Annotated in this window: 7 protein-coding genes; all 7 read left to right on the top strand. The window is 36.7% G+C overall.

The genetic code is table 11. The annotated features are described in order from the left end of the window. Position 1: 1 nt before the first annotated feature. The 7 genes from FLAPXU55_RS11565 to FLAPXU55_RS11535 all read left to right on the top strand — a co-directional run bounded on the left by FLAPXU55_RS11565 (position 2) and on the right by FLAPXU55_RS11535 (position 15,835). Positions 2–2,356 carry a GH92 family glycosyl hydrolase gene (locus FLAPXU55_RS11565; protein WP_180857783.1) on the top strand — a complete coding sequence of 785 codons (2,355 nt, stop codon included), beginning with the start codon at positions 2–4 and terminating at the stop codon, positions 2,354–2,356. Between the two features lie 51 nt (positions 2,357–2,407). Continuing rightward, positions 2,408–3,391 (top strand): glycoside hydrolase family 43 protein, encoded by a 984-nt coding sequence (locus tag FLAPXU55_RS11560; protein ID WP_180857782.1) that lies wholly within the window; start codon positions 2,408–2,410, stop codon positions 3,389–3,391. A 567-nt stretch (positions 3,392–3,958) separates the two neighbouring features. Then, complete coding sequence (locus tag FLAPXU55_RS11555) at positions 3,959–7,102, top strand: SusC/RagA family TonB-linked outer membrane protein (RefSeq protein WP_235992033.1); 3,144 nt, start codon at positions 3,959–3,961, stop codon at positions 7,100–7,102. Positions 7,103–7,119: 17 nt separating this feature from the next. Then, positions 7,120–9,012 carry a RagB/SusD family nutrient uptake outer membrane protein gene (locus FLAPXU55_RS11550; RefSeq protein WP_180857781.1) on the top strand — a complete coding sequence of 631 codons (1,893 nt, stop codon included), beginning with the start codon at positions 7,120–7,122 and terminating at the stop codon, positions 9,010–9,012. Between the two features lie 16 nt (positions 9,013–9,028). Continuing rightward, positions 9,029–10,192 (top strand): SusF/SusE family outer membrane protein, encoded by a 1,164-nt coding sequence (locus FLAPXU55_RS11545; protein WP_180857780.1) that lies wholly within the window; start codon positions 9,029–9,031, stop codon positions 10,190–10,192. Between the two features lie 203 nt (positions 10,193–10,395). Then, positions 10,396–12,486, top strand: coding sequence for an RICIN domain-containing protein (locus FLAPXU55_RS11540; RefSeq protein ID WP_180857779.1), 2,091 nt, complete (start codon positions 10,396–10,398; stop codon positions 12,484–12,486). Between the two features lie 100 nt (positions 12,487–12,586). Beyond that, entirely contained in the window at positions 12,587–15,835 is a 3,249-nt protein-coding gene (locus FLAPXU55_RS11535) for a TIM-barrel domain-containing protein (RefSeq protein WP_180857778.1), read from the top strand. Positions 15,836–15,933: the final 98 nt, after the last annotated feature.

Here is a 15,933-nt window from a genome sequence, read left to right as displayed (position 1 = left end):
TATGAAAAACATTCTGATAAAATGCTGCGTTATAACTGTACTTTCTTTCGTCAGTAATGCAACTTTTGGGCAGCAGTCAAAAAAGTGGTCTGATTATGTAAATCCGAATATAGGAACCGCACACAGCCGCTGGTTTTTTTATACGCCTGGCGCAATGCCGTTTGGACTTGCAAAACTGGGACCTTCTACGAATGGACATCTTGGAAATGTACAAGGTTGGGAAGCCACAGGTTATGACGATAGAGATACTTCTATCGAAGGTTTTGCTTGTCTGCACGAATTTCAGGTTGGAGGTATTGTGCTTGCACCGTCTGTTGGTAAACTGCAGACAATACCGGGAAGCCTTGAAAATCCGGAAGAAGGTTACAGATCGAGATTTGAGCGAAATGACGAATACGCTACATCAGGATATTATTCAGTTTTGTTGAAAGATTATAAAATTAAAGCAGAATTGACAGCAACAAAACGGGTAGGTTTTCAGCGATATACTTTTCCAAAATCTTCACAATCGAATATAATTTTTGATATTGGAAACAGACAAGGCGAAAGCGGTGCTGTTAAAGAATCAAAAGTTACGATTACTGAAGACGGAAGAATTGAAGGTTATGTAATTACCATACCAGAATATGTGAAAAAATATCAGGCTGGAGCCGAGGTATCAATGTATTTCTCGGCAGTTTTAGATAAAAAACCAACTGCTTTTGGCACATTCAATAAACAGGGAATTCAGGCCAATGTAAAAGAAATTACCGGAGAAGGCGCGGGAGTTTACCTCACTTTTGACACCAAAGAAAATGAAATGATTACCGTAAAAATAGGTTTATCGTATACATCTGTAGCTAATGCCAGACTTAATCTTGAAACGGAAGCCAAGAGTTTAAATTTCGCAGCAGCGAAAAAACAAAGTCTTGCAACTTGGAATGATTATTTAGGAAGGATAGCCGTAGAAGGTAAAAACGAAAATGATAAAATTAAATTCTACACAGGATTATACCACGCTTTATTAGGACGCGGACTGGGCAGCGATGTCAACGGTGCGTATCCGATGAACAATGGTAAAATTGGTCAGATTCCTTTGGATGCAAAAGGGAAACCGCAGCACAATTATTATAATACCGATGCTATTTGGGGAGGATTCTGGAATTTAACGCAATTATGGGCACTTGCATATCCTGAATATTATGCAGACTGGGTTCAGGGACAAATTCTGGTATACAAAGATGCGGGCTGGCTTGGTGATGGAATCGCGAATAGTAAATATGTATCTGGCGTAGGCACAAACTTTACCGGACTTGCAATAGCCTCGGCTTATAATTCTGGCATTCGTAATTTTGATGTAGAAAAAGGATATGAAGCCGCTCTAAAAAATGAATTAGAATGGAAAGGCAGAATTGAAGGCGCAGGAAAAATGGATGTGAAACAGTTTGTAGAATTAGGCTATTCGCCGTATTTGGATAATATGGATTATCAAACGAATACGCAAGGTTCAGGGTTTTCGGCTTCACATACTTTAGAATATTCTTATAGTGCTTATGCCGTAGCGCAATTTGCTAAAGCTTTGGGCAAAACGCAGGACTATGAAAAACTTATAAAATTAGCCGACGGCTGGAAACTAATTTACGATAAGGAAACAACATTTATCAGGCCTAAATATGCAAACGGAGAATTTATAAAAGATTTTGATCCGTCGCAGCCGTGGAGAGGTTTTCAGGAAGGAAATGCGTGGCAGTATACTTTTTATGTTCCGCATAATGTTCCGGAATTGGTTTCTGTTTTAGGAAAAGATACTTTCAACGAACGTTTGAATACTATTTTTACAAAATCTCAAAAAAATGTTTTTGGCGGCGGAACGACTATCGATGCATTTGCTGGATTATCTGGTTTTTACAACCATGGAAATCAGCCTAATCTGCATATCTCGTGGCTTTTTAATTTCTCCGGAAAACCTTATCTCACACAAAAATGGGTTCACGCCATCTGCGATGAATTTTACGGAACCGAAGGAATTCATGGTTACGGTTACGGTCAGGACGAAGATCAGGGACAATTGGGAGCGTGGTACGTTATGTCATCGATTGGATTATTTGATGTGAAAGGATTAACTGATATTAACCCGTCATTTCAAATAGGAAGCCCTTTGTTTGATAAAATCACCATTAAGAAATTAGGAAAAACGCGCAGTAATAATTTTGTTATTGACGTGAAAAATAATTCTAAAACGAATATTTATTTACAAGAAGTAAAACTAAATAATATTGACTTAAAGCAGCTTTCAATTGACTTAGAATCCATTAAAAAAGGAGGAACTTTAAATATGAAAGTAGATGCAAATCCGGCAGATACGTGGTCTAATTAATTGTTAAACTTCGTAAATTGCTCTAACTAACCTTAAACCAAACCAAATGTTATGAAACAAGTATTATATTTTCTGTTGCTTATTTCGTCCGCAAAAGCAATAGCGCAAGAAACAGTTTCAAATCAGAAAAAAAATAATAATCCCATATTCAAAGGCTGGTATGCAGATCCTGAGGGAATTATTTTTGATAAAACCTATTGGGTTTATCCCACTTTTTCTGCCCGTTATGAAGATCAGATTTTTATGGATGCTTTTTCATCAAAAGATTTAACCAATTGGAAAAAACATCCCAGAATTATAGATACTTCGGCAGTAAAATGGGCAAAAAAAGCAATGTGGGCGCCATCCATTATAAAAAATAAAAATAAATACTTTTTGTTTTTTGGCGCAAATGATATTCAGAGCGATAATGAAATTGGCGGAATTGGTGTTGCCGTTGCCTCAAAACCAGAAGGCCCTTTTAAAGATTATTTAGGAAAACCGCTCGTTGATAAATTTTATAATGGTGCGCAACCAATTGATCAGTTTGTATTTAGGGATAAAGACGGACAGCATTATTTAATTTATGGCGGATGGAGACATTGTAATATTGCCAAACTAAAACCTGATTTTACCGGTTTTATTCCTTTTGAAGATAAAACGGTTTTTAAAGAAATTACGCCAGAGAATTATGTTGAAGGGCCGTTTATGTTTATCAGAAATAACAAATATTACTTTATGTGGTCAGAAGGCGGCTGGACAGGGCCCGATTATTGCGTAGCCTACGCCATCGCCGATTCGCCAATGGGACCGTTTAAAAGAATTGGAAAAATCCTGGAACAAGATTTTAAAATTGCTAATGGTGCCGGTCATAATTCCGTTATTAAAAAACCAGATTCTAACCAGTATTTTATAGTTTACCACCGAAGACCACTCACAGAAACCGATGGAAACTCCAGAGAAACCTGCATTGAAGAAATGCATTTTGATGAAAATGGTTTTATTAAACCCGTTGTTATCACCAACGAAGGCGTAAAAGCTAATGTGATTAAATAATTTTTAGTGATAGCTGTAGAACGTAAAAATAACGCAGTGATGCGTTATTTTTTTGCTTTGAAAGTTTTGAGTTATGATTTGTGTTAGTCTTTATTCCTTAATAATACTTATTCTGAAATCATTCTGCGTCTCAAATTTCACATTCGCAAATTATAGTTTTTAGCTGTAATTACCTACTTATAATTTATAACTCACAAACCCAAAATTACCAATTCACAATTTACATTTTATAATTAACAATCCATTTCGTCTCACATTTCTAAATTTCAGTGTTTTCAAGGTCTCATGAATCATTTGAACACAATTATGACACGAAATGGGATTAAAATAATGTTACCAATGCGCTAATTTGGTCAAAAATTAAAATGAAATTTTTAAGAGATAAATTGAAGTATCAATAAAAAAGTATATGATATTTTATCATCTATTAAAAAATAAGAGGCTATAATCTATTATTTGTATTTACAAGATTAATCTTATTTTTTAAAGTGTGCTTCAAAAAAATCTTTAGAATGAATTTTTAATTCGATAAAACTAACTTTTAACCAACCAAAAAAAATTAACCAAATGGAAATTAAAACGACTTGGAAAATGTCATCCAATCTTTTAAGCTTTTTTACCCCGGGTAAAATAAAGTTTAGGAGTGCCGGATTGATTTTTTTATTGTTTCTGGCGCTTTTTGCAGAGACCAGTTATGCACAAAATGGTAATTCTCAAAACCCCGTAAAAATTACCGGAAAAGTAATTGATTCAAAAGGATTAGCATTACCCAGTGCTACCGTGATTGAAAAAGGTACTAAGAATGCAGTCACGGCAGACTTTGACGGAACTTTTACCATTACAGTATCATCTCCGCAAGCGATACTTGTATTTAGATTTATTGGAATGAAAGAGGTCGAAAAACCTTTAAATAATGCCAAAACAATAACCGTAACCATGGTAGACGAAACCAGCGACCTTCAGGCCGTTGTAGTTGTAGGTTATGGTACTCAGAAAAAAGCTTCGGTTGTAGGAGCGATTGGAACTATAAAGCCTTCGTTATTGCAAGTAGGAACGGCACGTACATTAGGAAACAACCTTGCAGGTCAGATTACGGGAATTATGGCTGTACAGCGTTCGGGTGAACCGGGTTATGATCAATCCGATATTAAGATTCGTGGAATTTCTACATTTAAAGGAGGAACTAATCCGCTTGTATTGGTAGATGGAATCGAACGAAACCTTAACGATCTTGATCCTTCAGAAATAGAATCTTTCTCTGTTTTAAAAGATGCGGCCGCAAGTGCTGTATACGGAGTGAGAGGAGCAAACGGAGTTATTTTGATCAATACCAAAAGAGGTTTTGTTGGTGCGCCAAGAATTCAGGTAAGAACAGAATATTCGATTCAGGAACCTACAAAATTACCGGAGTTCATTAAAGCAGGACCTTATATGCGACTTTTAAATGAACTGGCAGTAGAGCAGGGCAAACCAGTTTTGTTTTCTGAAGACCGTATTTCAAAGACAGAAAGCAAATACGATCCGGATTTATATCCAGATGTAAACTGGGTTGATGCCATAACTAAAGATTATGCTTTTACATCAAGATCCAATTTAAACGTTGCCGGAGGATCAGAAATTTTAAGATATGCCTTAACCGCTTCTTATTATAGCGAAAAAGGAATTCTTGCCGCAGATCCAAAACAAACCTACGATTCAGAAACAAACTTAAATAGAGCAAACGTTCGTACCAATGTCGATGTTAACGTATCTAAAACAACTTTATTAAGAGTAAATATTGGAGGATTTTTGCAAAACCTTCAAAAAGGAAACAGCAGTACAGATGCTTTATTCAACACAGCATTTGAAACAACTCCGTTTGTTCATCCTGCTATTTACTCAGACGGAACTATTCCTAGAGTTTTTGCACGTGAAAACCCGTGGGCGATGAGCACGCAGCAAGGATATTACAGACAAGGCGGAAGCAAAATCGAAAGTCTGGTATCGTTAGAGCAGGATTTCAAAGATATTATTACACCGGGATTAAAAGCAAAATTTACTTATTCGTTTGACTCTTATTCAGAAAACAGAATTACACGTGGTAAATCACCGGATTATTATAACGTAGCAACTCAAAGAGACCTTGACGGAAGTTTAATTCACGGAACTGTTCAGGCTTATGGACAGGAATATCTTGGCTATGAAAGATCGGCGGAGTTTGGTAACAGACGTGTTTATCTGGAAGCGAATACAATGTATAACCGCACTTTCGGGAAACATGATTTAAGCGGACTTTTATTGTATAATCAGGACAGTTATAATGATGGAACAGCGCCACAGGCTTTTAAACATCAGGGATTAGCAGGAAGAACTTCCTATACATTTGACAGAAAGTATGTTGGGGAATTTAACTTTGGTTACAACGGATCAGAAAATTTTGCAAAAGGAAACCGATATGGATTTTTCCCTTCTGTAGCCTTAGGATGGATTGCATCTGAAGAAAAATTTATGGAACCTGTTAAAGATATTTTTAATAAAATCAAACTTCGTGGTTCTTACGGATTAGTTGGAAATGACAACATTGGAGCCAACAGAAGGTTTGCTTACTTAACTACAATAAGCGATAATAATAATTCTGATTATTGGTTTGGTACAGGACAGGGAGTAAAATTTGAAGGAATTGAAGAAGGTCAGATTGGAGTTAACGATTTGACTTGGGAAAAAGTAGCTAAAGCTGATATCGGTATAGAATTAGGAATACTGAATATGATGGACTTAACCGTAGATATATTTCAGGAGAAAAGAAAAGACATTTTTGTAGAAAGAAATACGGTTCCTACTCAGGCAGGATTTATCAATGCGCCGTGGGCCAATTTCGGAAAAATGGAAAATAAAGGAATTGAGGTTGGACTTAATATCAATAAACAGGTAACTCCGGATTTCTTTATGAGCTGGCGTGCGAACTTTACTTTTGTTGAAAACAAAGTAACAGAAAGAGATGAAGCCGAAGCCGTAAAAGGAACTTACCGTTCTGGAACAGGAATTCAAAACAATACTTTATACGGTTATACTGCAACCGGATTATATACCAATGAAGATTTTACATCGCCGGGAGTTTTAGCGCCGGGACTGCCAATACCAACATTTGGTACAGCGTTACGTCCGGGAGATATTAAATATGAAGACAGAAACGGTGACGGAATCATCAGTGGTTTAGACGAAGGTTTTATTGGAGGAACAACAGATCCTCAGATTGTCTACGGTTTTGGAAACAATTTAAAATACAAACAATTCGATTTTAGCTTTTTCTTTCAGGGTGTAGCCAAATCAGAAAGAATCATTGGCGGAGCAAATTTTATTCCGGGAAGCGGAACAGGAACTTTAGGGAATATTTATTCTAATTACAATGATCGCTGGACAGAAGAAAATCCAAGTCAGGATGTATTTTGGCCAAGATTAAGTTATGGCCCTAACGTAAACAATTCAGTTGCTTCTACATGGTGGAAAAAAGACATGAGTTTTGGACGTTTAAAAACGATGGAAGTTGGATATACATTAGATAAAAAGCTAATTGAAAAATTCTATCTGCAAGGATTAAGAATTTACATCAGCGGAAATAATTTATGGTACGCTTCTAATTTTAAACTATGGGATCCGGAATTGGATACCGGAAATGGTTTAAAATATCCATCAACAAAATCAGTCCTTTTTGGATTATCAATCGGACTATAATTTAAAAAGAAATTAAAATGAAAAATATATACATTAGATCGATTTTCCTTTTTTTAGGATTATTATTATCGTCATCTTGTTCTGATTATCTGGATAAAGAAAGCGATACCGAACTTACTTTGGATGGTGTTTTTGAGAGTAAAACAAAAACAGAAAATTGGCTGGCAGGCTGTTATTCCAGAATTCCAGATCCTACCTGGGGATATGCACGAAGCTTAGGATGGGAAATTTTAGGAGATGATATGACTCCTTCAGAAAGATGGCGTCAGTACGACTGGCAGGTAATTCCTTTTATTTTAGGAGACTGGTCAGTAGGTTCACAATGGAGCCCTGGATATTGGAACAATCTTCCGCAGCGAATAAGAGAATGTAATCTCCTAATACAAAACATAAAACCATTACCGGAACAAAATTTAAATGAAGATGAAGTTCGCTTAATGATTGCTGAATGTCGTTTTTTAAAAGCCTATTATTACTCTTTATTGATCAATACATATGGGCCAATTCCTTTTAGCCCGGATGAAATTACGCCTGTAAATTATAACCTTTCAGATTTACAAGTAGGGCAGACGCCGTATGATGACATTGTAGCGTGGATTAATAAAGAACTGAAAGAAGTAGAAACAATTTTGCCCGCAAATTATTCAGACGGAAGAAAATTTGGACGTGCTACATCAATTATGTGTAAAGCCGTAAGAGCCAGAATGCTGCTTTTTGCCGCAAGTCCGCTTGTTAATGGAAATTCAGAATACGCAAATCATGTTACGAAAGATGGAAAAGCATTATTTAATTCGACTTATGATGCCAATAAATGGAAAATTGCCGCAGATGCGAGTAAAGATTTAATTTTAAGTGCAGAAGCTGCAGGACATAAATTATATACAGAAACAAACGCTGCAGGAAAAATTGATCCGTTTTTATCTTGTCAAAACTTGCACCTTGTAGAAGCAAGTAAAGGAAATGGAGAAGTACTTTTTGCCCGTGTAAATGTTGATTCTAAAGAATATGACAGACATACCGCTCCGGGTGGAGCAGGTGGAGCAGGAGGCTATGGAGTAACGCAATCATTAGTAGATGCTTTTTTTACAGCAAATGGTTTACCAATAACAGATTCTAATTCGGGATATGTTGAAAATGGTTTTTCTTCTCAGGACGGATACTGGCCAAACGGAATAACCAAATTTAATGAAGTAAAAAGTCCGGGACTTGTAACGCTTGCAGGGACTTATAACATGTACTGCAATCGTGAACCAAGATTTTATCTGGCTGTAAATTTTGATGGTGCCTGGTATACAGATGGCGATAATGCAGGAAAAGATAAAGGAAGAAAACTGGAATTTTTTAACGGTAAAAAAGACAATAACAATACTCATGATGCCCCACAAAATGGATATTTAGCAAGAAAAAGAACAGATCCAACAAGGAATCCTACTATTGGTTATTTTGCCCCACGACACGGAATTTTATACCGATTAGGAGAAGCTTATTTAAATTATGCAGAAGCACTTAACGAGTCTGATCCCGGAAATCCTGAAATCCTTCTTTATCTAAATAAAATTAGAACAAGAGCCGGAGTAAGAACGTATACAACAGGCGGAACAGATGTTGACAATATTCATGTAAACAGCGATCAGGAAAGTATTAGAAAAATCATCAGAATGGAACGCAGAGTAGAGCTTTGTACAGAAGGAATTCGCTATGATGATTTAAGAAGATGGAAACTGGCAGAAACAGTTTTGAATGGGCAGTTCTACGGAATGAATTTTAATGGTAAAAATGCTGATGAATTCTATAAAAGAACGGCGTATCAAACAAGAGTATACAGAAAATCTTTCTATTGGTTCCCGATATATTTAGCAGAAATCGAAAAGAACCCTAATTTAATCCAGGCACCTTTCTGGGACAAATAACTAAAAATCAAAGCAAATGAAAAATATAAAAAATATTATCTCATTTATAATAATGAGTTTGGTTTTTGTCTCCTGTGAAGACAGCGGACTTGAAAATCAGGATTGGCTTAAGCAGCCTAATTTTGCCAATCCTTTGACTATGACACTTTCGAGCAAAGAAATTGTATTAACTAAAGAGAATGAAGCGGCAAACGCCATAACATTTACGTGGACACAAGGAAATGACAGAGGAGCCGGAACCAGCCTGACGTATTTTTTCCGTATGGATATTGCAGGAAATAATTTTGGAGAAGGCGCAGCACCCGGAACAAGTACAACAATTACCGAAGAAATTCCAGCAGGCGTTTTTACCAAATCGTATACCGTAGGGCAGTTAAATGGTTTATTGCTCAAAAACTTTAAACGTCCCGGAGGTGTTGTTACCAATCTTGAAGTGCAGATAATTGCAAGAGTCGATAATTCAGCACAATATCAGCTGCCGGAAGTATCTACATCTAGTTTTGCGGTTACAAGTTACAGCCCGGGGCCATTACCATTATTTATGGTTGGAGATGCCATAAGCGGCGGCTGGGATTACAGTGCAGGTAAAATTTTACCGGAAAAAACAGAAAGAACCATTTACAATTTCATCGGAGATTTTTCAGTAGGTTCATTCAAAGTGATTGAAAAACCGGGCAGCGAATTACCATCTTACGATCCTATTGCCGGAAATAAAATTGTGTACAACGAAACCGAGCCAAGAAACAATGATAATGTCTTTAAAGTAACGCAGGCAGGCCGTCATTCTTTCTATCTGGATATTGATCAGGGAATCTATGCCTTTGGATATGTACCTTATGAAAATGTTTATATGGTTGGAAACGCCATAACCGGTATAGGCTGGGATATTGGAAAAGCAAAACCAATGAATTGGGATCCTAAAAACCCTGAAGTATTTACGTATAAAGGACAATTTGATGCCGGAGAATTTAAACTTGCTTTAGACTTAGGTAACTGGGGCGGCAGATTTTTAATGCCTCCTGCAAACGGAACGGTGATAAAAGGAGAACCATCGGATAATCCAACTGTAATGTTAATGCCAAACGGATCACCGGATAATAAATGGATTATTGAAAGCGCAGGACAATATGAGCTTACTATAAATCCGGCAAAAATGACTATTCTATTGAAAAAACTGTAATAAATTAAGTAGTTAAGTGGAAGAAGACAAAACTTTTCAGTCCCGGTTGGACTGGAGAGTTTTGAATTCTTTTTTTAACTTTTTTCAAGAACTAAATAAGGCATGCTTTATAGATTTCCGTTAAACGGAAAACGAAAAAGTTAGTAGTAATTCTTATAAAAAAACAAGTTATGATACAATTTAAAATAAATAGTTTCTGTCTTATGGATTCCGTAAGACTGCGTTTTACATTATTTTTAATGTTTATAAGTTTAGCCAATACCGTTCAGGCACAAACAAGCGGCAATCCCTTGTTTACAGGAGCCGATCCCGAAATTCATTACTTCAACAATAAATATTACATCTATACTACAGCCATTTACGGTACACAATTTCATGCTTATTCTTCCACAGATTTGACCAACTGGCATGACGAAGGTCTTATTTTTGATCTCTTTCCGGATAGTCCGTGGGCGCAATATAACGGCTGGGCTCCGGCAGTAGTTTTTCGCAATAACAAATATTATTTCTATTATACTGCCGAAACCAAAATTGGTCTTGCAGTAGGAAATACTCCGATAGGCCCTTTTACAGATATTGGCGCACCGCTTATCGCAACAGATCCTTATACCGATGATATCATCGATGCCAACGTTTTTGTTGATGATGACGGGCAGGCTTATATTTATTACGGAGGATCAGGCAAAAGCCGAATGGTCGTTCGTAAATTAAATCCAGATATGGTTTCGTTAGCCACAGGCCCAACCGATATAACACCTCAAAATTATACCGAAGGCCCCTATATGGTAAAACGAAAAGGAATTTACTATATGATGTATTCCAATGGATCCTGGTTTAATGATACTTACAATGTGCAGTATTCTACTTCAAATACACCAATGGGACCCTGGACTTATAGAGGGAAAGTATTAAGTTCTAATGTAGAAGACAAAGGTCCGGGTCATCATGGTGTAATCAAAATAGGAAACTGTGATGAATATTACATGGTTTACCATCGTTATGAAAATGGCACATCGGGAGATCGAAAAATTGCTATTGACAGAATGTATTTCAATTCTAATGATTTGATTGAACCCGTAAACATGACCAATTATGGTGTGGCACCAAGAATACCGGATCAATCCTGTCCAACACAAAGTATCGTTTCGGGAGGAATTTATAAATTAACCCACAAAGGGACTAATCAATGTCTGGATGTTGTTAATAACAGCAGTCAGTCGGGAGCAAACGTGCAGCAAAGTACAGACAATGGTAATGATGCACAACGCTGGGTGATAACACTCGAAGCAGACGGATTTTATAAATTAACCCACAAAGGAACAAATCAGTGTCTGGATGTTGATAATAACAGTAATGCACAAGGCGCAAACGTACAGCAATGGCTGGACAGCAACAATAATGCACAGCGTTGGAAAATTGAAATCATGTCTGATGGTTATGCTAAGCTGACTCACAAAGGAACAAATCAATGTCTGGATGTTGATAACAACAGCAGTCAGTCCGGCGCGAATGTACAGCAATGGACAGATAACCTGAATGCGAATAATGATGCCCAAAGATGGAAATTAGATTTAATTGAAGTACCAATTGTTTCCGGAGGTGTTTACAGACTTATTCATAAAGGAACAAACCAAAGTCTCGACGTAAGTGATGGCAGTACACAGCAAGGCGCAAATGTGCAGCAATACACCAGTAATGAAACCGATGCACAGCGTTGGGTAATTACAAAAGAATCGGATGGTTTTTATAAATTAACGCATCGAGGTACAACTCAGGTTTTAGATGTAGATAACAACAGCAGTCAGCCGGGAGCCAATGTACAGCAATGGTCAGATTTGGGTACCGATGCGCAACGCTGGAAAATAGAATTAATGAGTGACGGTTATTTTAAACTGACCCATAAAAACACAAATTTGTGTCTGGACGTTGTAAATAACCTTGCAGAACCGGGAACAAACGTACATCAGTGGACCGATAACAACAACGATGCACAACGCTGGAAACTGCAATTACTAAAATTCACCCCAACTTTAGGAACTGCCAAAATTTCGAAGCCTTTACCAAATGCTGAGGAAACTTTCAATGTATATCCAAATCCGGTAAAAAATACGCTGTTTTTTACTTCTGAAATGGCAGGAATAAAAGTTCAGGTTTATTCAGAAACCGGAAGTCAGGTTTCACAGCAAATAGTAAAAGAAAATAGTATCGATGTTTCAGGCTTGGCAACAGGAATTTATTTTGCTGTTTTTGAAAAAGACGGAACAAAAGTTACAAAACGATTTATTAAAAAATAAACGCAGAATGAAAAGTAAATACTTCAAATAAGATCATTAAAATCATTATTTTAACGAAACGATTTGAAGTATTTATTTAAGATTAATTTTAAAATAAAATATGAAAACAAAACAATTTTTAGTTACAATTATTTGTCTTGCTTCCGCAGCTTTATCCGCTCAGGAATACAAACCCGAAGCCAATCCCAAAGCAATGGTAGTTTCAGGCAATGCCAGATTTACAGTACTTTCGCCGCGAGTAATTCGTATGGAATGGAGTTCAGACGGAAAGTTTACAGACAATGCTTCGCTGACCTTTGTAAACCGAAATCTTCCCGTACCGTCGTTTACCAAAAAAGAAAGTAATGGTGTACTACAAATTGTAACTGATGTCGTAAAACTTAAATACAAAACAGGTTCAGGCAATTTTAACGACAAAAATTTAAGTGTAGATTTTATTGTAAACGGAAAACCCATTTCATGGAAACCAGGTTTGGCCAATACTAAAAACCTGTTAGGAACAACCCGCACGCTTGATGGAGTTGACGGGCCGGCTAAGGAACTGGAAAAAGGTATAATTTCTCGTGATGGATGGTATTTAATAGACGACAGCGAACGCCCGCTTTTTGATAATTCAGAGTGGCCGTGGGTTATGGCGCGTCCGGGAGATAAACCACAGGATTTATACCTTTTTGCCTATGATTCTGATTATAAAGCGGCCTTGAAAGACTTCACTGATATTGCCGGAAAAATAGCCATGCCGCCAAGATTTGCGTTTGGTGCGTGGTGGTCACGATACAGAGAATACTCTGATACTGAATTTCGTGATCTTGTTGGGGAATTCAAAATGCATGACGTTCCGCTTGATGTATTTGTAATCGATATGGACTGGCACGTAAAATCGTTACCTGAATTTTTCAAAAACGGACAAAGACAAAGAGATCAGGCCGGAGAAGATTCGGGATGGACTGGTTTTACATGGAATAAAAACTTGTTTCCTTCTCCTGAAAAATTCTTAAAATGGACCAATGAACAGCATCTTAAAACCTGTTTAAACCTGCATCCCGCATCTGGAATTCAGCCTTTTGAAGAAGTATATCCCGAAATGGCAAAAGCAATGGGAATTGATCCTTCTACCAAAAAATATGTCCCTTTTGATATTACGGATAAAAAATTTGCTACCAATTATATGAATTTGGTATTACATCCTATTGAAAAAGCGGGTGTCGATTTTTGGTGGTTAGACTGGCAGCAATGGGGAAGTACTAATATTCCCGGAGTAAATCCAACGATTTACTTAAATTATGTTCATTACAGCGACATGGAACGCCAAAACAAAGTTCGTCCGCTTATTTTTCATCGTTGGGGTGGTTTAGGGAATCACAGATATCAAATAGGATTCTCTGGCGACACGCACGTATCTTGGGAATCATTAAATTATCAGCCTTATTTTACAGCTACAGCTGCCAACGTTGGATTTGGATATTGGAGTCATGATATCGGCGGACATCAAGGCGACGCGGGAACTGCAGAACTGTATACAAGATGGATTCAATGGGGCGTTTTTAGTCCGATATTCAGAACACATGCAACTGCTGCACCACAGCACGAAAGACGTATTTGGGCTTATCCGCTTGATAATTTCCTTATAATGAGAGAAGCGTATCAAATGAGATATTCTCTTGTGCCGTATTTATACAACGAAGCACGCAATACATACGAAACAGGAGTTTCTACCGTGCATCCAATGTATTATGATTATCCAAAGGAAGAAACCGCTTATGCTACACCAAACGAATATATGTTTGGGCGTGATATGATTGTGCATCCAATAACAAAACCTATCGAAAAAGGAAGTGTTTTCCTGACGCATGAAACATGGCTGCCAGAAGGTAAATGGTATGAATTAAGTACAGGAAATATTATAAAAGGCGGTAAAAAAGTTTCGATGCCTTTTACTTTAGGAGATATTCCGGTTTTTGTAAAAGAAGGAGCCATTATTCCGATGCAGTCAAAAGTGGAAAGAACAGATGAAAAACCTCTAAATCCTTTAATTCTTGCATTCTATCCCGGAAAAAAAGGAAGTTTGAAACTGTATGAAGATGAAGGCAATAACAACAACTTTAAGAAAAATGCTTTTACTTATACACCAATAACTTCAGAACAAACCGGAAATAAAACCAATATTGTGATCGCGCCTGTAGAAGGTTCATTTCCCGGAATGCTGACTTCAAGAAGTTACGAACTGCGTTTTCCATGTTCATTTCCTCCAACAGCGGTATTAGTAAACGGACAAAATATTCCGTACAGCGAAGAAGCAAAAACAGGAACTTGGTCGTATGTAGGAGATGATTTTGAAACCCGTATTTATGTACCGGAATCTTCAACCAATACAAAAGTTTCTGTTGAGGTACAATTTCCAGATTATGATCAGCAGCTTCTTTCAGGTAAAAAAGGACAAATTAAATACATGAAAAATTTTGAAATATTTCGTTTGTTAAACAATTGGAATGACGGATTATACAGTCCGTTCGAAATAATGTCACTTTCTCAATTTGGTCAAAATATCGAATATAATATTACCGACATTAAAAAAGAAATTGATGGATTTAACAACCGCTGGAATAGTGCTTTATTGACTATTCAGTCTATCAGTGAAACCAATAAAGTGTACAAACCTTATTACGAATTACTGAAAATCTACGGAAAAATTGCTGAAAGACCAGAATTTAAAAGCAACGAAACAGAGTTAGAATCGGATACAAAAGCAAAAGTGGAGTTTATTCAAAAAGGAACGGATAAAATTTATTACACCACAGACGGTTCTGTTCCAACACACAATTCGCAGCTTTATACAAAAGCATTTGAAGTCTCAGTTCCGGCGCGTGTAAATGCAATTGCAGTTCCGGTGGGCGAAGGTTCAGCGAGTTCTGTTATTTCGAAGATATTTTACAATAAAAAAACAGGTTTAAATTATAATTTATACAAAGGAAAATGGAGCAAAATACCTGATTTTAGTAAACTTACTCCGGCTGATAAAGGTTATGCCCCAGATTTTGATTTAAACAAAATTAATCATGACGATAATAATTACGGCTTGGTGTATAATGGATTTATAAACGTTCCGGAAGACGGAAAATATACTTTTTATGTTTCATCTGATGACGGAAGTAAATTCTACATCAACGATCAATTGCTTATTGATAATGATGGCTTACATGGTTTTGATGAAAAAAAATCGGAAATAATCTTAAAGAAAGGATTAGTGCCAATTCGATTAGAATATTTTCAGGAAAGTTATGGCGCAGGATTGTCAGTTGATTTTTCATCAGACAAAATCGCTAAAACCAGTCTTTTTCCTTCTATTTAAAGAGAATTTTTTAGAAGCAAAAAAGACATAATACTATTAAAAAAGGATGAGCAAAATGTTCATCCTTTTTTACTATTTTTACTAAGGTTGGAAATCTA

Origin of the sequence: Flavobacterium panici, assembly GCF_903819335.1 — a bacterium.
In the GTDB taxonomy this organism is placed as follows: domain Bacteria; phylum Bacteroidota; class Bacteroidia; order Flavobacteriales; family Flavobacteriaceae; genus Flavobacterium; species Flavobacterium panici.
The sequence above is the reverse complement of the archived record's forward strand: the minus strand, read 5'-3'. Positions and strand labels throughout refer to the sequence as shown.

Coding starts and splice junctions, on each gene's coding strand:
- FLAPXU55_RS11565 (WP_180857783.1), top strand. CDS start 2: ATGAAAAACATTCTGATAAAATGCTGCGTTATAACTGTACTTTCTTTC.
- FLAPXU55_RS11560 (WP_180857782.1), top strand. CDS start 2,408: ATGAAACAAGTATTATATTTTCTGTTGCTTATTTCGTCCGCAAAAGCA.
- FLAPXU55_RS11555 (WP_235992033.1), top strand. CDS start 3,959: ATGGAAATTAAAACGACTTGGAAAATGTCATCCAATCTTTTAAGCTTT.
- FLAPXU55_RS11550 (WP_180857781.1), top strand. CDS start 7,120: ATGAAAAATATATACATTAGATCGATTTTCCTTTTTTTAGGATTATTA.
- FLAPXU55_RS11545 (WP_180857780.1), top strand. CDS start 9,029: ATGAAAAATATAAAAAATATTATCTCATTTATAATAATGAGTTTGGTT.
- FLAPXU55_RS11540 (WP_180857779.1), top strand. CDS start 10,396: ATGGATTCCGTAAGACTGCGTTTTACATTATTTTTAATGTTTATAAGT.
- FLAPXU55_RS11535 (WP_180857778.1), top strand. CDS start 12,587: ATGAAAACAAAACAATTTTTAGTTACAATTATTTGTCTTGCTTCCGCA.